This window comes from Phyllobacterium sp. YR620 (assembly GCF_900104165.1).
In the GTDB taxonomy this organism is placed as follows: Bacteria; Pseudomonadota; Alphaproteobacteria; order Rhizobiales; family Rhizobiaceae; genus Phyllobacterium; species Phyllobacterium pellucidum.
In genome coordinates this window covers 264,635-285,590 of record NZ_FNJP01000005.1, presented here as the reverse complement: position 1 = coordinate 285,590, position 20,956 = coordinate 264,635, and the positions used below count along the sequence as shown (strand labels likewise).

The 20,956-nt window shown below is 60.0% G+C and carries 20 protein-coding genes; 12 read left to right on the top strand and 8 right to left on the bottom strand.

Going from position 1 to position 20,956, the window contains the following annotated elements; genetic code table 11:
- Positions 1–68: 68 nt before the first annotated feature.
- From BLR72_RS17565 to BLR72_RS17535, 7 genes are all read left to right on the top strand, one after another.
- The gene (locus BLR72_RS17565; RefSeq protein ID WP_091950635.1) at positions 69–710 is read left to right on the top strand and encodes an RNA-binding protein; all 642 of its coding nucleotides are present in this window, start codon (positions 69–71) and stop codon (positions 708–710) included.
- Positions 707–3,439 (top strand): translation initiation factor IF-2, encoded by a 2,733-nt coding sequence (gene infB, locus BLR72_RS17560; RefSeq protein WP_091950633.1) that lies wholly within the window; start codon positions 707–709, stop codon positions 3,437–3,439. Before BLR72_RS17565 ends, infB begins: the two co-directional genes overlap by 4 nt.
- 77 nt (positions 3,440–3,516) lie before the next feature.
- On the top strand, positions 3,517–3,969 hold the full coding sequence (rbfA, locus tag BLR72_RS17555; RefSeq protein ID WP_027230472.1) for a 30S ribosome-binding factor RbfA: 453 nt from the start codon (positions 3,517–3,519) through the stop codon (positions 3,967–3,969).
- 1 nt (position 3,970) lies between these two features.
- A complete protein-coding gene (gene truB / locus BLR72_RS17550) occupies positions 3,971–4,942 on the top strand; it encodes a tRNA pseudouridine(55) synthase TruB (protein WP_091950631.1) in 972 nt (323 codons plus the stop codon).
- A 161-nt stretch (positions 4,943–5,103) separates the two neighbouring features.
- Positions 5,104–5,373 carry a 30S ribosomal protein S15 gene (gene rpsO, locus BLR72_RS17545; RefSeq protein WP_027230470.1) on the top strand — a complete coding sequence of 90 codons (270 nt, stop codon included), beginning with the start codon at positions 5,104–5,106 and terminating at the stop codon, positions 5,371–5,373.
- Positions 5,374–5,579: 206 nt separating this feature from the next.
- Positions 5,580–7,724 carry a polyribonucleotide nucleotidyltransferase gene (gene pnp / locus BLR72_RS17540; RefSeq protein ID WP_091919943.1) on the top strand — a complete coding sequence of 715 codons (2,145 nt, stop codon included), beginning with the start codon at positions 5,580–5,582 and terminating at the stop codon, positions 7,722–7,724.
- Between the two features lie 76 nt (positions 7,725–7,800).
- Positions 7,801–8,817, top strand: a complete 1,017-nt coding sequence (locus BLR72_RS17535; RefSeq protein WP_091950847.1) for a class I SAM-dependent methyltransferase — start codon at positions 7,801–7,803, stop codon at positions 8,815–8,817.
- Between the two features lie 64 nt (positions 8,818–8,881).
- On the opposite strand, the gene fabI is transcribed toward BLR72_RS17535, so the two are convergent.
- From fabI to fabA, 3 genes are all read right to left on the bottom strand, one after another.
- Positions 8,882–9,697, bottom strand: a complete 816-nt coding sequence (fabI, locus tag BLR72_RS17530) for an enoyl-ACP reductase FabI (RefSeq protein ID WP_027230467.1) — start codon at positions 9,695–9,697, stop codon at positions 8,882–8,884.
- A gap of 74 nt (positions 9,698–9,771) precedes the next feature.
- The gene (gene fabB, locus BLR72_RS17525) at positions 9,772–10,998 is read right to left on the bottom strand and encodes a beta-ketoacyl-ACP synthase I (protein WP_027230466.1); all 1,227 of its coding nucleotides are present in this window, start codon (positions 10,996–10,998) and stop codon (positions 9,772–9,774) included.
- Between the two features lie 36 nt (positions 10,999–11,034).
- Complete coding sequence (gene fabA, locus BLR72_RS17520; RefSeq protein ID WP_027230465.1) at positions 11,035–11,550, bottom strand: 3-hydroxyacyl-[acyl-carrier-protein] dehydratase FabA; 516 nt, start codon at positions 11,548–11,550, stop codon at positions 11,035–11,037.
- A 315-nt stretch (positions 11,551–11,865) separates the two neighbouring features.
- On the opposite strand from fabA, the gene irrA reads away from it, so the two are divergent.
- Entirely contained in the window at positions 11,866–12,297 is a 432-nt protein-coding gene (gene irrA / locus BLR72_RS17515) for an iron response transcriptional regulator IrrA (protein WP_027230464.1), read from the top strand.
- 106 nt (positions 12,298–12,403) lie between these two features.
- Here irrA and BLR72_RS17510 read toward each other — a convergent pair whose 3' ends face one another.
- Positions 12,404–12,907 (bottom strand): SH3 domain-containing protein, encoded by a 504-nt coding sequence (locus BLR72_RS17510; RefSeq protein WP_091950845.1) that lies wholly within the window; start codon positions 12,905–12,907, stop codon positions 12,404–12,406.
- 239 nt (positions 12,908–13,146) lie between these two features.
- Here BLR72_RS17510 and BLR72_RS17505 point away from each other — a divergent pair, with 239 nt between their 5' ends.
- A complete protein-coding gene (locus BLR72_RS17505) occupies positions 13,147–14,148 on the top strand; it encodes a 2-hydroxyacid dehydrogenase (protein ID WP_091950844.1) in 1,002 nt (333 codons plus the stop codon).
- A gap of 9 nt (positions 14,149–14,157) precedes the next feature.
- Here the strand turns inward: BLR72_RS17505 and BLR72_RS17500 are convergent, their stop codons facing one another.
- The 4 genes from BLR72_RS17500 to sugE form a co-directional block, all read right to left on the bottom strand.
- Positions 14,158–14,565, bottom strand: coding sequence for an aconitase X swivel domain-containing protein (locus tag BLR72_RS17500; RefSeq protein ID WP_091950629.1), 408 nt, complete (start codon positions 14,563–14,565; stop codon positions 14,158–14,160).
- Positions 14,562–15,821 (bottom strand): aconitase X catalytic domain-containing protein, encoded by a 1,260-nt coding sequence (locus tag BLR72_RS17495; protein ID WP_280140138.1) that lies wholly within the window; start codon positions 15,819–15,821, stop codon positions 14,562–14,564. Before BLR72_RS17495 ends, BLR72_RS17500 begins: the two co-directional genes overlap by 4 nt.
- Positions 15,808–16,593 carry a molybdopterin-synthase adenylyltransferase MoeB gene (gene moeB / locus BLR72_RS17490; RefSeq protein ID WP_091950627.1) on the bottom strand — a complete coding sequence of 262 codons (786 nt, stop codon included), beginning with the start codon at positions 16,591–16,593 and terminating at the stop codon, positions 15,808–15,810. The genes BLR72_RS17495 and moeB overlap by 14 nt, the downstream gene beginning before the upstream one ends.
- A gap of 118 nt (positions 16,594–16,711) precedes the next feature.
- The gene (gene sugE / locus BLR72_RS17485) at positions 16,712–17,026 is read right to left on the bottom strand and encodes a quaternary ammonium compound efflux SMR transporter SugE (protein ID WP_027230456.1); all 315 of its coding nucleotides are present in this window, start codon (positions 17,024–17,026) and stop codon (positions 16,712–16,714) included.
- A gap of 253 nt (positions 17,027–17,279) precedes the next feature.
- Here sugE and BLR72_RS17480 point away from each other — a divergent pair, with 253 nt between their 5' ends.
- The 3 genes from BLR72_RS17480 to BLR72_RS17470 all read left to right on the top strand — a co-directional run bounded on the left by BLR72_RS17480 (position 17,280) and on the right by BLR72_RS17470 (position 20,932).
- Positions 17,280–18,773 (top strand): DUF1254 domain-containing protein, encoded by a 1,494-nt coding sequence (locus tag BLR72_RS17480; protein WP_091950626.1) that lies wholly within the window; start codon positions 17,280–17,282, stop codon positions 18,771–18,773.
- Between the two features lie 92 nt (positions 18,774–18,865).
- Positions 18,866–19,453 carry an ankyrin repeat domain-containing protein gene (locus tag BLR72_RS17475; protein ID WP_348271830.1) on the top strand — a complete coding sequence of 196 codons (588 nt, stop codon included), beginning with the start codon at positions 18,866–18,868 and terminating at the stop codon, positions 19,451–19,453.
- A 408-nt stretch (positions 19,454–19,861) separates the two neighbouring features.
- Positions 19,862–20,932 (top strand): DUF2778 domain-containing protein, encoded by a 1,071-nt coding sequence (locus BLR72_RS17470; protein WP_244506741.1) that lies wholly within the window; start codon positions 19,862–19,864, stop codon positions 20,930–20,932.
- Positions 20,933–20,956 lie beyond the last annotated feature (24 nt).

Here is a 20,956-nt window from a genome sequence, read left to right as displayed (position 1 = left end):
AAGTTGCATGACTATTCGGGAAGGGTCATGCGGGATTATCGAAGGGCGATTGAGGCGTGGAACCGGAAATGAACGACAGGACGTGCATCGTCACGCGTGACAGCGGTTCTGTCGACGACATGATCCGGTTTGTCGCCGGCCCTGACGGAACGGTTGTGCCGGATCTGAAGCGCAGCCTTCCCGGCCGGGGATGCTGGGTGAAGGCCGAGCGGCGCTATTTGGATGAAGCGGTCAAGCGCAAGCTGTTTCCGCGCGCATTGAAGGGTGCCGTCGTCGTCCCCGACGATTTCGGAGCGGTCGTTGATCGTATGCTCGCAAAATCCGCGCTTGGAAGTTTTGGGTTGGCGCGCAAGGCCGGGATTGTGGTAACAGGGGCGGCAAAAGTCGACGCCGCCATCCGCAACGGTACTGCCGCACTCGTTCTTCATGCCCATGAAGCGGCGGAAGATGGTGTTCGCAAGCTTGACCAGGCCCGCCGTTCGGTAGTTTATGCGGGCGGACCGGAAATACCCGCTCTTTCATTGTTCGAAAGCAGTGAAATGGATTTGGCATTGGGCGGGGTAAATGTGATACATGCTGCCGTACTCAAGGGAATGGCAGCTGCCGGGTTCGTTAAGCGGGCCTGGTTGCTTCAGCATTTTCGCGGTGGCCCCGAGGATCACGCCATCGCAAAAACGGCATTTGCCGCGAAGGAAACGGAAACGGAATGAGCGATACGAAATCGACAGACGACAAGACGCTTGGCGTCAATAAGAAAACCCTGACCCTGAAGCGGCCCGGCGTTGAACAGAGCACGGTGCGCCAGAACTTCAGCCATGGGCGGACGAAGTCTGTTGTGGTTGAAACCAAGAAGCGCAAGTTTAATCTTCCGGATCACAAGCCGGAGGTCGCGCCTCCTGCTGCCGCCGCGCCGGCTCCTGCACCTTCGCCCGCACCGGCCCAGGTTCGCCCGGCCGTTCAGCCTGCGGCAGCGCCGGTGAGCGCGCCTGCGGCTGCCCCGCGTCCGGCAGCGACGGCAACTGCCGCGCCGGTCGCTCAGCCCACCGCGCGCCCGGCCCAGCCGCAGCAGCGTCCTTCCGGCCAGCAGCAGCCGTACCGTCCCGCCGGCCAGCGTCCGAACGACCGTTCCGGCATGGTGCTGAACACGCTCTCGAGCGCCGAGCTCGAAGCGCGTCGCAAGGCGCTCGAAGGTTCGAAGGCGCGTGACGCCGAAGACCGCGCCAAAGCTGCGCTCGAAGCCACACGCCGTGCGGAAGAAGATGCATTGCGCGCCAAGGAGCGTGAGGAATCCGCCCGCCGCCAGGCCGAGGAAGAAGAGCGCCTGCGCCGCGAGGCCGAAGCCAAGCAGAAGGCCGAGGAAGAATCGCGCAAGCGCCAGCCCGAGCTAAAGACCGCCGACGATTCGGCGCTGAAGGCTCCGGCGCGCAAGACCAATGCTACCGAAGAAGAAGACGATCGCCGTGGACCAGCAGGTGCCCGCCGCGGTACGAGCGCCGTGCCGGCCAAGCCCGAAGTGCGCGCGCCGAAGGTTGTTCGTGGTGAAGACGAACGCCGTCGCGGCAAGCTGACACTGGGCGCTGCCCTTGACGATGAAGGCGGCCGCAACCGCTCTCTCTCGGCGATGCGTCGCCGTCAGGAGAAGTTCAAGCGCGGGATGCAACAGGAAACGCGTGAGAAGATCGCGCGTGAAGTCATTCTTCCTGAAACGATCACCATTCAGGAACTTGCCCAGCGTATGGCCGAGCGGTCGGTCGACGTCATCAAGTTCCTGATGAAGGAAGGCCAGATGATGAAGCCGGGCGATCTGATCGACGCCGATACGGCACAACTCATCGCCGAGGAATTCGGCCACACCGTTCGCCGCGTTGCCGAGTCCGATGTCGAAGAGGGTATCTTCAACGTTGAGGATGACGCTGCAGCACTGGAGCCACGCCCGCCGGTCGTCACCATTATGGGTCACGTCGACCACGGCAAGACCTCGCTGCTCGATGCCATTCGCCATGCCAACGTCGTCTCCGGCGAAGCCGGCGGCATCACCCAGCATATCGGTGCATACCAGGTTGAGCAGAACGGCCAGAAGATCACCTTTATCGATACGCCCGGCCACGCCGCCTTCACGGCAATGCGTGCCCGCGGTGCTCAGGCAACGGACATTGCGATCCTTGTTGTCGCGGCCGACGACAGCGTCATGCCGCAGACGATTGAATCGATCAATCACGCCAAGGCGGCCGGTGTTCCGATCATCGTGGCGATCAACAAGATCGACAAGCCTTCCGCTGATCCGCAGAAGGTCCGCAACGGCCTGCTGCAGTACGAAGTTTTCGTGGAATCGATGGGCGGTGAAACGCTTGACGTGGAAGTGTCGGCAAAGACAGGCGCCGGTCTCGAAAAGCTGCTTGAAGCCATCCTGCTCCAGGCGGAAATTCTCGACCTGAGGGCCGATCCGCACCGGACCGCCGAGGGCGTGGTCATTGAAGCCAAGCTCGAGCGCGGCCGTGGCTCGGTTGCCACCGTACTCGTCCAGAAGGGTACCTTGCATCCTGGCGACATCATTGTTGCCGGCAGCGAGTGGGGCCGCGTTCGCGCGCTGGTCAATGATCGCGGCGAGAACATGAAGGAAGCAGGCCCGGCAACACCGGTGGAAGTGCTCGGTCTGCAGGGTCCGCCCCAGGCAGGCGATCGCTTCGCGGTTGTCGAGAACGAAGCCAAGGCACGCGAAATCTCTGAATACCGTACGCGCCTTGCCCGTGAAAAGGCCGTGGCCAAGCAGGCAGGTTCACGCGGCTCGCTCGAGCAGATGATGAGCCAGTTGCAGGTGTCCGGCCAGAAGGAGTTCCCGCTCCTGATCAAGGGCGACGTGCAGGGCTCGATCGAAGCCATTTCCGGCGCGCTGGATAAGCTCGGGACCGATGAAGTGCGGGCCCGGATCATCCATTCCGGCGCTGGCGGTATCACGGAAAGCGATATCGCGCTTGCCGAGGCGTCCAATGCTGCGATCATCGGCTTCAACGTGCGTGCCAACAAGCAGGCACGTGACCTTGCCGAGCGCGAAGGCATCGAAATCCGCTACTACAACATCATCTACGATCTCGTGGACGATGTGAAAGCAGCCATGTCGGGACTTCTGTCGCCAGAACGGCGCGAGACCTTCCTCGGCAACGCGGAGATTCTCGAGGTCTTCAACATCACCAAGGTCGGCAAGGTTGCCGGTTGCCGTGTTACGGAAGGCAAGGTCGAACGTGGTGCAGGCGTACGCCTCATCCGCGACAACGTTGTCATCCACGAAGGCAAGCTCAAGACGCTCAAGCGCTTCAAGGACGAAGTTTCCGAAGTGCCGGCGGGCCAGGAATGCGGTATGGCATTCGAAAACTACGACGACATTCGCGCAGGCGATACGATCGAAGCTTTCCGCGTCGAGCACGTCACCCGCACGCTGTAAAAGCGTCTCTGTTAAGTTCGATGGGACCGCCGGAATGAAAGCCGGCGGTCCGTTATCGTTATTTGGATAAAATCGTTATGTCTCGTTTTGCATCATCGGGTCCCTCACAACGCCAGTTGCGCGTCAGCGAGCAGGTGCGCCACGCAGTTGCGCAGGTGCTCCAGCGCGGCGAGGTTCGTGATCCGACGCTCGAAAATGCCGTGGTTGCCGTCTCGGAAGTGCGCATGTCGCCGGACTTGAAGATCGCGACGTGTTTCGTCTCGCCCGTCGGCGCAACTGACAGCGAAGGCGTGATTACGGCGCTCAACAAGAGCGCGAAGTTCATTCGCGGACGCGCCGCGCCGTACCTCAAGCAGATGAAGTACATGCCGGAGTTCCGCTTCCGCATCGATACCAGCTTCGATAATTACGCGAAGATCGATGCGCTTTTGCGCAAGCCGGAAGTCACGCGCGACCTTCACGCCGATGATGACGATGATGGCGGCGAGCCCAATCCCGGCGATGTTCCCGGACATGACGGTAACGACTAAGATGGCAAGACAGCGCAAGAAGAAGGGCCGCCCGGTTTCCGGCTGGCTGATATTCGACAAGCCGAAAGGCATGGGTTCGACCGAAGCCGTCTCCAAGATCAAATGGCTTTTCAAGGCGGAAAAGGCCGGACACGCCGGAACGCTTGATCCGCTTGCCTCCGGTATGCTGCCCATTGCCCTTGGTGAAGCGACGAAGACGGTTCCCTATGTGATGGACGGAACCAAGATGTATCGCTTCACGGTCACTTGGGGTGCAGAACGCACGACCGACGACCTTGAAGGCGAAGTAACGCTGACGTCGGCCGATCGGCCGGACGAGGCTGCAATCAAGGCGATCCTGCCCAAATATACCGGCGTGATCGAGCAGGTCCCGCCAAAGTTCTCGGCAATCAAAATCGCTGGCGAACGTGCCTATGACCTTGCCCGCGGCGGCGAGGAAATTGAAATACCCGCCCGCGAAGTCGAGATCGACCGGCTCGAACTTATAGAGCGGCCCGACGATTCGACGGCAATATTCGAAGTCGAGTGCGGCAAGGGCACCTATGTGCGCTCGCTCGCACGCGACATGGGGCGCGATCTTGGCTGCTATGGCCATATTGCGGACCTGCGCCGCATCGAGGTCGCGCCGTTTGACGAACAGGATTTCGTGACCTTGGCCGAACTTGAGGCGGCGCATCCGCCTGTGCCCGAAGGCGAAGAGGTCGGCGAGCAATCCTATCAGGCAATCGCCGAGCGCTTTGCCGTGATGGATGCCTTTCTCATTGAGACAGGCGCTGCGCTCGATTGCCTGCCGCAGGTGGCGGTTTCAGACGATCAGGCGCACCGCATCCGCATGGGCAATCCGGTTATATTGCGCGGCCGCGACGCGCCGGTCGAGGCTGACGAAGCTTGCGTTACGAGCCGCGGCAAGCTGCTTGCGATCGGTTTCATCGAGCAGGGCCAGTTCAAGCCGAAGCGGGTGTTTACCGCTTAGCTTCTGGGTTTCGGCTGAGAATCATTTGCGGCTGGTAATTTGCCGCGTTTTCGACTATACGGCCCCCAGCGACAAGCATAGCTCTCGCTTTAACCGGCCCCCGCTGGACGACATCCCGGCCGTGGGCATCCTGTTTTTCCCTTCCAAAGAAAGGATATACGATGTCGATTACCGCTGAACGCAAGCAGGCAGTGATCTCCGAATATGCAACCAAGCCAGGCGATACCGGTTCTCCGGAAGTCCAGGTTGCGGTGCTGACGGAACGCATTGTCAATTTGACCGACCATTTCAAGGACCACAAGAAGGATAACCATTCCCGCCGTGGTCTGCTCAAGCTGGTCTCGACGCGCCGCAGCCTTCTCGATTATCTCAAGAAGGTTGATGAGACGCGCTACCAGACGCTGATCGGAAAGCTCGGCCTGCGCCGCTAACAGACTGGACCGGCGGTCGCTCCTTGCGCCGCCGGTTCTTTTCATCCCTCGCGGGTGAAACTACCATGAGACAGATCATGGGGCAGGATTGCTGGCAACTCGGCTTGGGGAGTTGCACGTTGTCTTGCCCGTGATTGGTCTGAAACGAAACGGAAGATCATCGCGGCACCAAAGGGTGCGCGTTGCCTTCCAATGAAGGACAAGACATGTTTAATCAACACAAGGTTGAAATCGAATGGGGCGGTCGTCCGCTCATTCTTGAAACCGGCAAGATCGCCCGTCAGGCTGACGGCGCGGTGCTCGCCACCTATGGCGAGACCGTGGTCCTTGCCACCGTCGTTTCCGCCAAGGAACCGAAGCCGGGCCAGGATTTCTTCCCGCTGACGGTCAACTACCAGGAAAAGACCTATGCCGCCGGCAAGATCCCGGGCGGCTATTTCAAGCGCGAAGGCCGTCCGAGCGAGAACGAAACGCTTGTTTCGCGTCTCATCGACCGCCCTATCCGCCCGCTCTTTGCCGATGGCTACAAGAACGACACGCAGGTCGTCCTCACCGTCATCCAGCATGACCTCGAAAACAATCCCGACATCGTCTCGATGATCGGCGCTTCGGCTGCTCTCACACTTTCCGGCGTTCCCTTCATGGGCCCGATCGGCGGCGCACGCGTCGGCTATATCGGCGGCGAGTACAAGCTGAACCCGACAGTCGATGAAATGGTCGAATCCAAGCTCGACCTCGTCGTTGCGGGCACAGGCGATGCGGTTCTGATGGTTGAATCGGAAGCGCAGGAGCTCGGCGAAGACGTCATGCTCGGCGCAGTCATGTTCGGTCATCGCAGCTTCCAGCCGGTGATCGACGCGATCATCAAGCTGGCTGAAGTTGCTGCGAAGGAGCCGCGCGATTTCGTCTCCGAAGACCTTTCGGCCGTAGAAGCCGCCGTTCTGAAAGTCGCCGAAGACGATCTGCGCGCCGCCTACAAGATCACCGACAAGCAGCAGCGTTACGCCGCCGTCGATGCCGCCAAGACCAAGGTCAAGGCGCATTTCTTCCCGGAAGGCGTCGAGGAGCCCGAATTTTCGGCTGAAGAGATTGCGACTGTCTTCAAGTCGGTTCAGGCCAAGATCGTTCGCTGGAACATCCTCGACACAGGCAGCCGTATCGATGGCCGCGATCTGAAGACCGTTCGTCCGATCGTCTCGGAAGTCGGTATCCTGCCACGCACGCATGGCTCTGCCCTGTTCACTCGTGGTGAGACCCAGGCAATCGTCGTTGCCACGCTTGGCACCGGCGAAGACGAACAGTATGTCGACTCGCTGACCGGCATGTACAAAGAAACCTTCATGCTCCACTACAATTTCCCGCCCTATTCGGTCGGTGAAACGGGGCGCATGGGTTCGCCCGGCCGTCGTGAAATCGGCCACGGCAAGCTTGCCTGGCGCGCCATCCATCCGGTGCTCCCGGCCAAGGAACAGTTCCCCTATACGCTGCGCACCGTTTCCGAGATCACGGAATCCAACGGTTCCTCGTCGATGGCAACGGTTTGCGGCACGTCGCTGGCCCTGATGGATGCAGGCGTTCCGCTGCTTCGTCCGGTTGCAGGTATTGCCATGGGCTTGATCCTCGAAGGCGAGAAGTTCGCAGTTCTCTCCGATATCCTTGGTGACGAAGATCATCTTGGCGACATGGACTTCAAGGTCGCCGGCACGGAAGGTGGCATCACGGCCCTGCAGATGGACATCAAGATCGACGGCATCACCGAAGAGATCATGAAGGTTGCCCTGGCTCAGGCCAAGGACGGCCGCGTCCACATCCTCGGCGAAATGGCGAAAGCCATCACCGAAGGCCGTTCGGAACTCGGCGAGTTCGCGCCGCGCATCGAAGTCATGAACATCCCGACCGACAAGATTCGTGATGTCATCGGCTCCGGCGGCAAGGTCATTCGCGAAATCGTCGAAAAGACCGGCGCGAAGATCAACATCGAAGATGACGGCACGGTCAAGATCGCCTCGTCCTCGGCCAAGGAAATCGAAGCCGCCCGCAAGTGGATCCATTCGATCGTTGCTGAACCGGAAGTCGGCGAAATCTACGAGGGCACGGTCGTCAAGACCGCCGACTTCGGCGCCTTCGTCAACTTCTTCGGCCCGCGCGATGGCCTGGTCCATATCTCGCAGCTCGCTTCCGAGCGTGTTGCCAAGACCTCAGATGTGGTCAAGGAAGGCCAGAAGGTCTGGGTCAAGCTCATGGGCTTTGACGAGCGCGGCAAGGTTCGCCTCTCGATGAAGGTCGTCGATCAGGAAACCGGCAAGGAAATCGTTCAGGAAAAGAAGCCTGCGGAAGAAGACGCAGAGTAATTTCTCGAGCGAACGCAATTGAAGAGCGCGCCCTTGTGGCGCGCTTTTTTCTTGAATGACCAGAATGGATAAGGCGATGACCGACGGCGCACTCAAGACGCTTTTTCTACCCTTTGAAAACGAAATCCTGCCGGTTCCCGAGGGCCAACGCTGGCTGTTTCTCGGCGCCGAGGCGAACCGCGACATTGCTCTCGCATGGCGCGATATCCTGACCTGCCTCCAGCCATTCAGACCGGATTTCATCGACCTTGAAAAGGCCGGGTTCAATACGATTCCGCGCCTTGAGGGCCCGCAGACATTTGATGGTGCGCTGATCCTGATCGGAAAGCACCGCGGCCGCAATGAAGCCTGGCTCGCCCAGGCTTTCACTCACGTCAGGCCCGGAGGCACGATCGTCGTCGCCGGCGACAAGAAGCTGGGTATCGACAGTTTCCGCAGGACGGTCGAGACTTTTGCGACGGTCATGGACCGCCTTTCCAAGCACCACGCCGTCGCCTTCTGGCTGACGCGCCCCGAAAAGCTGGCGAGCGACAACGTCGAAGCGCTGAAGCCGCTCCCTGTTCGAGTCGAAGACCGATACACCACAGCGCCGGGCATGTTCTCGCACATGGCAATCGACAAGGGGTCGTCGCTTCTTGCGCAGCATTTTGAAGGCCGCATCAGCGGCCATGTTGCGGATTTCGGTGCAGGCTGGGGTTACCTTGCCAGCGAACTTCTCGGCCACACCGAGAAAATGAAGTCGCTGGCGCTTTATGAAGCCGATTTCGAGGCGCTGGAAGCGGCACGGCAGAATGTGGTCGGGCCGGCCGACATCCCGGTGTCGTTCCATTGGCACGATGTCAACCGTGAAGCAATTGCAGATATCTACGACACCATCGTCATGAACCCGCCCTTCCATGCCGCACGCAGCGCCGATCCGACCATGGGGCAGGGGTTCATCGCGGCGGCGGCCAAGCGATTGAAGCCAGGCGGCCGCCTCCTTCTCGTCGCCAACCGGCAGATGCCCTACGAAGCCGGACTAAAGGCGCTGTTTCGCACGGTGACACCGCTGGAGGACAATGCCGGTTACAAGATCATCGAAGCGAAGAAGTGACATAAACAAAAAGGCCCGCCAGCGCATCGCCGGCGGGCCTTCGATAAACACTTCAAGCGCTAGATTATTCCTTGTCGTCGTCGGACTTCTTCAGTTCTTCCAGCGTCGGCATCGAGACGATGTTGTAGCCGGAATCGACGTAATGGATTTCGCCGGTCACACCGTTCGAAAGATTCGACAGGAGGTAGAGCGCCGAGCGGCCGACATCCTCGATGTCGACAGTGCGCCGCAGGGGCGCATTGCGCTTCTGGTAAGAGAACATGGCGCGGGCATCGCCGATGCCGGCACCGGCAAGCGTGCGCACAGGACCCGCCGAGATCGCGTTGACGCGAATACCTTCCGGCCCGTAGTCGGCGGCGAGATAGCGCACCATCGCTTCCAGCGCGGCCTTGGCGACGCCCATGACATTGTAGTTGGGCATGACGCGCGTCGAGCCGCCATAGGTCAGCGTCAGAATCGAGCCGCCCTCCTTCATGAGCTTGGAGGCGCGCTGGGCAACTTCGGTGAAGGAATAGGCGGATATGACCATCGTGCGGCTGAAATTGTCGCGCGTCGTCACATCGGCATAGCGTCCCTTGAGCTGCGCCTTGTCGGAAAAGCCGATGGCGTGCACGACGAAATCAAGCGCGCCCCATTCCTTTTCCAGCGTGTCGAATACAGCATCCACCGTGGCGATATCTTCCACATCGCAGGGCAGCAGGAATTTCGATCCGAGCTGTTCCGCCAGGGGCGCGACGCGCTTGCCGAAAGCCTCGCCCTGATAGGTAAAGGCAAGCTCGGCGCCATTGGCCGCAAGTTCCTTGGCAATTCCCCAGGCAATGGAATGGCTGTTCGCGACCCCCATGATGAGACCGCGCTTGCCTTTCATCAAATCACCCATGTTCAGAGCCTTTCCTGGCCACGCTGGCCGCATTCTGTTGCTCGGCTGACGAGACGATCCATTCGGCTCTCCCCTTAACCGTCGTAGCGCTGGAATACCAGCGAAGCGTTCGTGCCGCCAAATCCGAAGGAATTGGTGAGAACCGTGTTCAATTTGACATTGTCGATCCGCTTGCGCGCAATAGGCATGTCGCCGAAGGCGGGATCGATCTCCTCGATATTGGCGCTCTCGGCGATGAAGTCGTGGTTCATCATAAGAAGCGAATAGATCGACTCATGCACGCCAGTTGCGCCTTGCGAGTGGCCGGTCAACGACTTCGTCGCCGAGATTGGCGGGCACTGATTGCCGGACCCGAAGACCTCGCGAATGGCCTCGATCTCCTTGAGATCGCCGACCGGCGTCGATGTGGCGTGCGGATTGATATAGTCGATCGGTCCTTTGACATTGGCGATCGCCATGCGCATGCACCGGGCTGCGCCTTCGCCGCTCGGTGCGACCATGTCCGCGCCGTCGGAGGTGACACCATAGCCGACGAGTTCGCCATAGATTTTGGCGCCCCGGGCCTTGGCATGTTCGAGTTCTTCGAGAACGAGTACGCCAGCACCGCCGGAGATGACGAAGCCGTCGCGATTTTTGTCATAGGCGCGCGAGGCGACCGCCGGACGATCATTGAACTTCGAGGACATCGCCCCCATGCCGTCGAAGAGGACAGAGAGGGTCCAGTCGAGGTCTTCGCAGCCGCCGGCGAACATCATGTCCTGCTTGCCATACTGGATCATCTCAAACGCATTGCCGACGCAATGGTTGGACGTGGCGCAGGCGGAGGAGATCGAATAGTTGACGCCCTTGATCTTGAACCAGGTGGCGAGTGTTGCCGAAGCTGTCGAAGACATGGCTTTCGGTACGGCGAATGGGCCGACCTTCTTGCTCGATCCGGATTCGATGGTCTTCTCTGCGGCTTCGACGATGGTGCGCGTCGATGAACCGCCGGATCCCATGATGATGCCAGTGCGTTCGTTGGAGATCAGGTCCGCTTCGAGACCGGCATCGGCGATGGCCTGGTCCATGGCGACATGGTTCCACGCCGTCCCGCCTCCATGGAAGCGCATGGCGCGGCGATCGACCAGGGTCGATGGATCGAGTGTCGGAGCGCCATGAACCTGGCTGCGGAATCCATGCTTTGCATATTCTTCGGCAAAGACGATGCCTGACTTTGCAGTCCGCAGGGATTCCAGCACTTCCTGCGTGTTATTGCCGATAGAGGACACGATACCCATGCCCGTCACAACCACTCGCCGCATCGCGATCTCCTTGAAGGTGTTGCGCTGGCTGAAGGCTCAGGCAGCGCTTTCCTTGAACAGGCCAACCCGCAGGTCGGTTGCCTTATAGATAGTTTCGCCGTCGGCCTTTAGCCAGCCATCGGCAATGCCAAGGACGAGACGACCGCGCATGACGCGCTTGAAGTCGATACCATATTCGACAAGTTTGGTCTTTGGTGTGACCATGCCGGTAAATTTGACTTCGCCTGTCGAGAGCGCGCGACCCTTGCCGGGCTCGCCCAGCCAGCCGAGGTAAAAGCCGGTCAATTGCCACATGGCATCGAGGCCGAGACAGCCGGGCATGACTGGATCGCCGATGAAGTGGCAGGGGAAGAACCAGAGGTCTGGTTTGATATCGAACTCAGCGCGGATATAGCCCTTGCCGTTTTCGCCGCCTGTCTCAGAAATCTCAGTGATGCGGTCGAACATCAGCATGGGCGGAGCCGGCAACTGCGCATTGCCCTGACCGAACATCTCTCCGCGGGCACAGGCAAGAAGCTCCTCATACCCGTAGCTTGATTTCTGTTCTGGCATTCTTTCTCCCATCGACTGCTTTTGACGTTGGCGCATGGAAAGCAAGACGCTCCTGCGCATGCGGACCCTATCACAGACTGTTTCCGCCTGAAAACGCTCTCTAGAGCAATCCGAAGTCAAATGGAACCCTTGGCTTCGTTGTGCCTTCGGTGAAATCCTTATGACAGAAGATCGGCCGGAATCCGACATAGACGAATGGCCTAAATGCTGCCTATTGATCGATTTCGCAAGACAGCATATATCAAATAGTGCGGATCAGGGGCACTTTGCCCGTGGTGTGGTTTTGGATGTGGTTAACGGAGTGGCAGACGGGCCATGCATGTTTCTTACGAAATAGAGGCTGATGTTTCCTTGCAGGAGCGCTTGCGCTTTGCTGGTCTGAGGCCGACCCGTCAGCGCATCGCGCTTGCCAGCCTGATCTTCTCGAAGGGCGACAGGCACCTTTCAGCCGAGGAACTGCATGAAGAGGCGCAGGGCGCCAACGTGCCGGTTTCGCTGGCAACCGTCTATAACACCCTGCACCAGTTCACCCAGGCGGGAATGCTGCGCATCCTCGCCGTTGAAGGTGCAAAGACTTATTTCGACACCAATGTTTCGGACCATCATCACTTCTTCGTCGAAGGCGCCAACGAGGTTATCGATATTCCCGATGGTTCGGCGATGGTCGGGCACCTGCCTCCCGTGCCAGAGGGCATGGAAATCGTCAACGTCGATATCGTGATCCGCCTGCGCAAGAAGCGCGGCTAAACGATCTATCAAAACATCCTGCGCAGCAGCAGGTCGACGAAAGTGCCGGCCGCCGAGCTTTAAACCAGCCGTATCGGACCGGGATAGGCGAAACAAATACTCGTTTTTAATCGTCGAATTTCTCGTCCGGATAGGCGCCCCAGATGTCGGGCTGCTTTATCCAGCCGCTGGCGCCGCTGAAAACGACGCGGCAATAGGTGCCGTTACAGGCTTTCAACGTTCCAAGTACGCCCGGCTGGACCTTGGCGACAAGCGCGGACTGATCGTCGGCGCTGCGATAGACATTGAGCATGGCGCCGTCCTTGTCCCGCTGCCATGGCGCCGTCAGAGCCGTTCGCTTGCCGGAGAGCAATGACTGATAGACCCAGCCTTCCGTGCCTTCGGAATCGCGGATGCGTCGCCAGTTGTCGAATTCCTGGACGATCTCGACCGGGAGGCCAGACTTCAAGAATAGCCACGTCACCGCATAGTCGCGGCCCGGGCCAACGCGCAGATTGACGCGACCGGGCTTCAGGCTGACGAATCGGGGCAGGGGCAGACCGCTGGGCCCGACCTGCGCTGCCTGCGCCGGTGCGAAAGCCGGCAAGGTAAATGGCAGCCCCAGCGTCATGGCTGCAGCGAGGCTGGCGGCAGTCAGGAAGCGGCGAAAAGTTCCAATATTCAACAAGGTCGGTCCTTCGTCGTCCGGGCCTCAATCCGCGCGTTTTTCGGCAGAATGGCGGACGATCCCTATTTTTCTTTGTCTTTGATGCGCCGCCTTGATAGACAAGTGGAGGAGCGCAAAGAGCAATTGCAGTTTGCAATGACTTGGTTAAAGAGGTCTCAATAGCGCTGTCAAATGGGAGGGGAATATTGGTGAGCAAGAAGCCTCTGGTCGTCATAACTCGCAAATTGCCGGATCCCATTGAAACCCGCATGCGCGAGCTTTTTGAGGCCCGGCTGAATGTCGATGACCGGCGGCTGACCAAGGCGGAGCTGATCGAGGCGGTCAAAACGGCCAACGTGCTCGTCCCGACCATCACCGACCACATCAGCGAAGAGATTATTGCCGCCGCGGGACCCAACCTCCGCTTGATCGCCAACTTCGGCAACGGTACCGACAATATCGACGTCGTTGCCGCCGGCAAGCGCGGCATTACCGTTACCAACACGCCGAACGTTCTGACCGAAGACACGGCCGACATGACCATGGCTCTTCTGCTCGCCGCCCCGCGCCGCCTGGTAGAAGGCGCATCGATCCTTCTCGACGATGGCAAGTGGGAGGGCTGGGGTCCGACCTGGATGCTCGGCCGCCGCATCTGGGGCAAGCGCCTCGGCATCGTCGGCATGGGCCGCATCGGCACTGCGGTTGCGCGCCGGGCCAAGGCTTTTGGCCTTTCCATACATTACCACAACCGCAAGCCCGTCAATCCGCGTACCGAAGAGGAACTCGAGGCGACCTATTGGGAAAGCCTCGACCAGATGCTGGCCCGCATGGACATCATCTCGGTCAATTGCCCGTCGACCCCGGCCACGTTCCACCTGCTTTCGGCAAGACGCCTGGCGCTGATGCAGCCGACGGCGTTTATCGTCAATACGGCGCGCGGCCAGATCATCGACGAGCACGCACTTATCGAACAGTTGGAACAGCGCAAGCTCGCCGGCGCTGCGCTCGACGTGTTCGAGCACGAACCCGCCGTGAATTCCAAGCTGCGCAAGCTCGCCAAACAGGGCAAAGTGGTCATCCTGCCGCATATGGGCTCGGCGACCCTCGAAGGGCGCATCGACATGGGCGAGAAGGTGATAATCAATATCCGCACCTTTATCGATGGTCACCGTCCACCGGATCGCGTCTTGCCCGATCGCGTTTGACGGCGGAATTCAGGCAGCGACCGCGATATCGCCATCGACGGCGATCCGGACTTTCTCTCCATTCAGTCCTTCGAATTTCTCGCGGTCGAGTTCAACGGCGATCGGCGTCTGGTAGCCCATTTCCTGTGCCACGATGAGCCCGAGAAGGAGAATAGCATCCGGTTCGTGCAGAATGATTGCCGCAGGCGCAAGATCGACGGAAACCAGCTCAAGCAGCACGGCAGCGGCCGAAGAGGAACCGATTGTCCCGGGCAGGCAAAGAATCGTTCCGGCAATCGAGGCACCGTGCTCCGGATGGCGCACGTCTTCGATCAACCCCGTCTTGGGATTGACCCCGCCCCAGAAACTGATCGGCGCAGAAAGGACGAGTGCCGCGCCCTCAACTGCGGCGCCCGCAACAAGAACCTTCGCCTTCATGGCGCGGCTCCGAAACGCGGCCGACCCGCAACGGCGCTTTCCACACATTCGGCCATCGACCCATACAGCACGCCATAGCCGGTATTGCCGGGCGCATAGTGGGCGAACTTGCCGGAGTTGGTCATCAGCACGGCCCCTTCTGCCTCCGGCAAGATAGGCGTGACGACGACGCAGGTATCAGCAACGATGACAACGCCGGCGTCTTCGAGAGATTTGCGGCCGCCATTGGCTTCCAGCGCAGCCAATGCGTGGCGGCCGGTGCAGGCATAGAGCGGGATTTTGAGCTTGCGGCCGGCAACAAGCTGTTGAAGTTGGTTGAACTCCTCACCCGACAGATGCGGACTGCCGATGGCGACGGCATCGAGCCTGTCGGTGCCTGAAACAGTGGAGAGCCGCCGGCGCGAATCTGCGACCATTTCTTCGGTGACATGGATGGCCATCTCCGGCGGCTGATGCTGGAGCGCGGTGTCAAGATCGGGTGCTTCCGGCGTAACGCCCGACACGTGAAAAAGCCCGACTGCTCCGCCTGAAGCGGCCGCCGCGCCAAAGGCTTTCAAAGCGTCTTCGCCGGGATGGCGGGCAATCCCGGAAACGACGCCGACCGCGCCGCCAAGCTCACGGCCGTAGAGGCTGCCAAGAATGGGAAAGGCCACTTCGGAAGCCAGAAAGGCAGGGTCGAGACCCGACACATCGAACACAACGGTTGCGCGGCGGTTCTCCGGGAGGTGAAAGCCGTAATAGGGGGCGAAGCCGGCAATCGCGCAGGCGATGTCGAGAAAATCGCCATAGCGGTTGGTGCGGGCGCCAAGCACCGAATTGCAGAACACGACCGCATTGGATTCGCCCCAGGCGACGTCCGTGCCGGGGGCCGGACGATGGCCCGCCTGATAGGGCGCGCAGGTCCAGCTCGGCTCGCAGCCGAGCTTGCGATAGGCGTCCATCATGCGCCGCGCCATCACCCGCTCATGCGGCGGCAGCCGGTTCCTTGAACATCCGGTAAGGTCGATGGAGCCTACATTGAGTGTAGCGCGTACGGCGACTTTTGCCCTGCCTTCAACGAGCTTTTCGGCAAAAAGTGTTCCGGAGTCGCCGTGGTAAAGCGCACCGTCAATATGGGCTGAAGCGATGGGGATGAGGGAGGGGGCCCCCATCAGCCGCGCCGCTGCTGCAACGATCCGCATCGCCATGGCGGCGCCGTCACCGCCCGCACCTTCGGCAATCGATCGCTGTTCCGCAGTCAGCTCATGCGGCATCATCCGAACGCTTGCGCGCCTTGTACTTGATCGTTTCGAAACGCGAGGTCAGCGCATCATAGAGCAGGAGCCGTCCAATCAGCGGTTCACCAATTCCGGTAATGAGCTTGATGACTTCCGTCGCCTGCAAGGTGCCAATGACGCCTGGCAGAACGCCGAGCACGCCGGCCTCGGCACAGGCCGGAAGCAGTCCCGGTGGTGGCGGATTGGGAAAGAGATCGCGATAGGATGGATTGGCCTCGCCGGCAGGGTTCGCGGCATAGGGCATCAACGTCGTGACCGAACCGTCGAACCGTCCAAGCGCTGCCGAAATCAGCGGCCGCTTTTCCTCAAGGCAAATGTCCGCCAACAGATAGCGCGTATCGAAATTGTCCGATCCGTCGACGATGATATCGTAGCGGCGCAAGAGATCGGCGGCATTCTCCCTGGCGATACGCGTCTCATGGGTTTCGACGGTGACATGCGGGTTGATCGCGGCGATGGCCCGCGCGGCACTTTCGACCTTGGCCGATCCGACGAGGTCGGAGCTATGTATGATCTGGCGCTGCAGGTTTGAGAGCGAAACGCGATCATCGTCAATGATCCCGAGCGTGCCGACACCTGAGGCCGCGAGATACTGCAGCACCGGAGCGCCGAGGCCGCCGGCACCGACAACGAGCACCCGGGCACGTTTCAGCTTCTGCTGGCCCGGACCGCCGATCTCGCCAAGGATGATATGGCGCGCATAGCGTTCGATTTCAGCTTGGGAGAGGGCGGTGTTTTGCTCGTCGATCATTTTCTGCGCTGGCTATCCACTTTGCCGGTCAGCCTCCAATGCGATTGGTGCCCTTGGAGGCGCTCGTCGAGACCGACACTAGATCAAGAACGCCTCGAAATGCACGGCCGATTTGCACTCAGGCGAGAAATTTCAGCCCGCCGATGCCGGCAACGATCAAGCCGATGCAGACAAGACGGACGACGGTGGCGGGCTCGGCAAAAAGATACATGCCTAGAAGTGCAGTGCCGACCGTTCCGATACCCGTCCAGACCGCATAGGCACTGCCGACGGGAAGATCGCGCAGAGCCAGGCCAAGCAACACAACGCTGATGACCATGCTGCCGGCGGTAAGGATCGAGGGAGTAAGGCGGGTAAAGCCATCGGTATATTTGAGCCCGATGGCCCAACCGATTTCAAAGAGTCCCGCAGCGACGAGTATTATCCAGGCCATGACGACCTCCTTCACATATTTGCTCGGGCCGTCCCGGATTTGTCTGGAAGCGCCGGAAATCCAGCGGCGTTGAGGTCGTCCTCACGAGGTCTATTTAGGAAACGGCAATGTGAATGGCAAGCCTGTCGCGTGATGACTAATTTTGTTGTTTATGTTCAAGGCCGATGAAGGGCGGCAGCCAATTTAAATGGTATGTACTTAATTGAAGTGCCGGCTCGTGATGAGTTGGCGATATTGGCAACGAGGTATTTACATGGCTGTTTTGAAGACAAAATATTGCGTAAGCGCTTTGATCGTCGCTGGAACCATCTTGGCTGCATCGGAAAGTACCGCCATCGCGGCGGAACCCAACCTGGCGGCCGCACACTATCAGCAAGGCTATCTGTCGAAGAAGGATGTCACCCGCCTCCAGGATGAACTCCTGCTGCAGCGCGGCATCCAAACCTACCTGTGGGCGCTGCCCGCACTGAACATGTACGGCATGAAGGAAGGCTCGGAGAAAAAGTTCGGCAAGGGCTACAACATCCTGCCGATCTTCAAGAAGCGGCTCGACGCCAAGACGCTGATCACCACGCCCAATTCCGATGTCATCTATGCGCTTGGCTATCTCGACCTCAAGGAAGACGGTCCGATGGTGATCGAGGTTCCGCCGGGCCTGCAGGGCATCATCGACGATTTTTGGCAGCGGCCAATACCGTCGGAAGGGGAAATCGAGGGGAGGGCATGGGCCGGCGACGTCGGACTGCCCGGGCCAGACAAGGGCAAGGGCGGCAAGTATCTCATCCTGCCGCCGGACTATAAGGGCGAGATTCCACAAGGTTATTTTGTCTATCGCTCCGGCACATACGGCGTCTTTGTTTTCTGGCGTGGTTTCTTTAAAGATCCGAAGGCGCTCGAGGAGCCGGTCAAGGTGATGGAGCAGACCCGCATCTATCCGTTTGGCAAGGAAGAAACGGCAAAGAAGATGGAATTCCCCGATGCCTCGGGCGTCGCGGTAAACATGCTTTATCCGCAAGACGGTTCGGCTTTCGACATGTTCGCCCGCTTCATCGACCACGAATATGTCGATCCGAAGGATTTCGAGATGCGCGGCATGGCGGCGGCTCTCGGTATAGTCAAGGGCAAGCCGTTCAAGCCCGACGAGAGAACCAAGAAAACTCTGGACAATGCCGCCAAGACGGCCTCGCGGATGTCTCATGCTTTCGCATACGGCCCGGAGGCAGAGAAATACTATGACGATCGCCAATGGCTGAACCCGTTCTCCACGAATGCAGATTTCCGTGGCGACAGCTTCAACCTGCTCGATGCCCGGTCGAGCTTCTTTACCTATGCCTATTCCACCAGCCCCGGAATGGCGATCAACATGGAGAATGTCGGCGCAAAATATCCGAATGCCTTCAAGGATGCCGACGGCAACTATCTATCCGGCGACCACAGCTATAAGCTAACGCTGCCGAAGGACATTCCGGCCAAGATATTCTGGTCGGTGACGGTCTACGACCCGGTCACGGGATCGGGGCTCGACAACGGCCAAACGTTTCCCTCGCTCAATACGATGGACAAGCCGGTGCAGAATTCTGACGGCACAACGGATATTTATTTCGGGCCGAAATCGCCCGGCAATGGCAAAAACTGGGTAGCCACCGCCCCGGGCAAAGGGTTCTTCACGATTCTGCGCCTCTATGGTCCAACCAAGGCCTTCTTCGACAAGACGTGGAAACCAGGCGATCTCGTCAAGCTCAAATAGGAATGAACATGACGATGAGGGGGCGCTCCAAGGATCTTACCCGGCGGGCGCTCCTTGTATGCATGACGCTGATATCTACGCGGGGAGTTGCGATGGCTGACACGAAGGCACTTGAACTAATTGAAGCCGCGCATGGCGGCGACACGACGACCTTGCGGTCGTTGCTCGCGCAAGGCGTTGATCCCGACATGCGGAACGAACGCGGCGAAACGGCGCTGCTCGTTGCAACGCATGCCAACCGCATCGAGGCAGCACGCATGCTGATCGAGGCCGGCGCCGACGTGAATGCCAAGGACGGGATCGAGGATAGTCCCTATCTTTATGCCGGTGCTCGCGGTCACCTCGAAATTCTTCGCATGACGCTCGCCCATGGCGCGGATCTAAAGAGCATCAATCGCTATGGCGGCACGGCACTGATCCCGGCATCGGAGCGCGGTCACGTGGGAACCGTCCGCACGCTCATCGATGCCGGCGTTGATGTCGACCATGTCAACAAGCTCGGCTGGACAGCACTCCTCGAGGCGGTCATTCTCGGCGACGGCGGTCCCCGCCATATTGCAATCGTCAAGCTGCTTGTCGATGCGGGTGCGAACAAGGCGCTTGCCGATAGGGACGGCGTCACGGCGCTGCAGCACGCACGCGCGAAAGGCTATGCGCAGATCGTGGCCCTGCTGCAGTAAATGACATGCAGTTCATTGTGCTCGTCGCAGCTACCTCCTAGCGACCTCTTCGCCAGCCTGCACACCCCTGCCACCATCCTCGGGCCTGACCCGAGGAGCCATCGCGGATGTGCGTGAGCGCTGCCGCGGGAAATGGAAAAAATCCGTCTCCCTCTCAATCAATTGGTAACCAAGATTCTTCATTGTTCATGCAGGACAGTCGCGGATTGAGGACGCGGTTTTGTTGCCCGCAGCCTCAGTTTTGCCACGGTAAGCGTGGTTTTGCGCGGACTGTCGCGTGGGTTGAGCAGTGTGGGTACGAGTATCATGGCGTTTGCAGTCGGGGCGGGCGGAAAGCCTTCGCAAAAAAATGGCCGTCGTCGGGGTCCCGGACTAACCTCCGCCGCCTTTCTTGCAAGCCTCGGAATCATGACCGCGTTCGGCGCGATCATTCTTGCCGTTACACTGCACCATGCCGTCGCCTCGCGGTCCGAGGGCAACGCCCTCGCTGAAAGCTACAGGCCGGGTGAACGGGCGTTCGGCCCGAGCAGCATCGCGCTCGCACCCAACCTCGTCCCGGTTCGCGTCAATCCCAAATATCCCCGCGTTCCGGAACTCACCGGCACGGCCTGGCAGGCTACCGATATGGACGAGGGCTCGGTGATCTCGGCTACCGGCGAGACCGTTGTCATCACGCCGCCGAAGCCGAAGTTCGTTCTGGCGGCAACGGCGCCGCTTGAAGAGGATGCGTTTGGTGTCCGGGCTTCGGGCCTCGATACAATGCATGTCGCTTCCGTGCGTTCCTACAGCACCTTCGATGAGCCGCCTTCGCCGCAAGTCGCCTTGGCCGGTGCGCCCGCCGCTGCGGGTTATCCGTCAGACGGTCCGTTCAGCCTGGTATTGGCTGAAAAGGACCCCGGGCTTGACGATGCAGACGATGCGGCTGAAGTCCCGCTACCCGGCATCCGTCCCAACCGCCCGGCCCGGCTGGCCAAGCGCGCAACGCCGCAGCTTCTTGCCTATGCGCCGCAGGACAACGACATTCGCGATGTTGCGCCGTCCTACGAACCGCCGGCGGCCCGCCTCTTTGCCCGCAATCGCACCGCGATCTACGATATCTCGGCCAAGACGGTCTACATGCCCAATGGCGAGCGTCTTGAGGCGCATTCCGGACTTGGTCCGCTGCGTGACGATCCACGCTCCGTGCACAAGAAGATGCGCGGCGCAACGCCACCACATACCTACCGGTTGACGATGCGCGAGGCCCTCTTCCACGGCGTCGAGGCGATCCGGCTCAACCCACTCGATCCGAGCAAGCTTTTTGGCCGCGACGGACTGCTAGCCCATACCTACATGCTCGGCCCGCGCGGCGATTCAAATGGCTGCGTGTCGTTCAAGGATTACCGCCGGTTCCTTGCGGCCTTCAAGCGGGGTGAGGTCACGCAGCTTGTCGTCGTCGCCCGGATGCCGGCATCGACGACGAGCGTTGCCTCGCGGTAATCCGCTTCTTGCGGAAGCCGACCC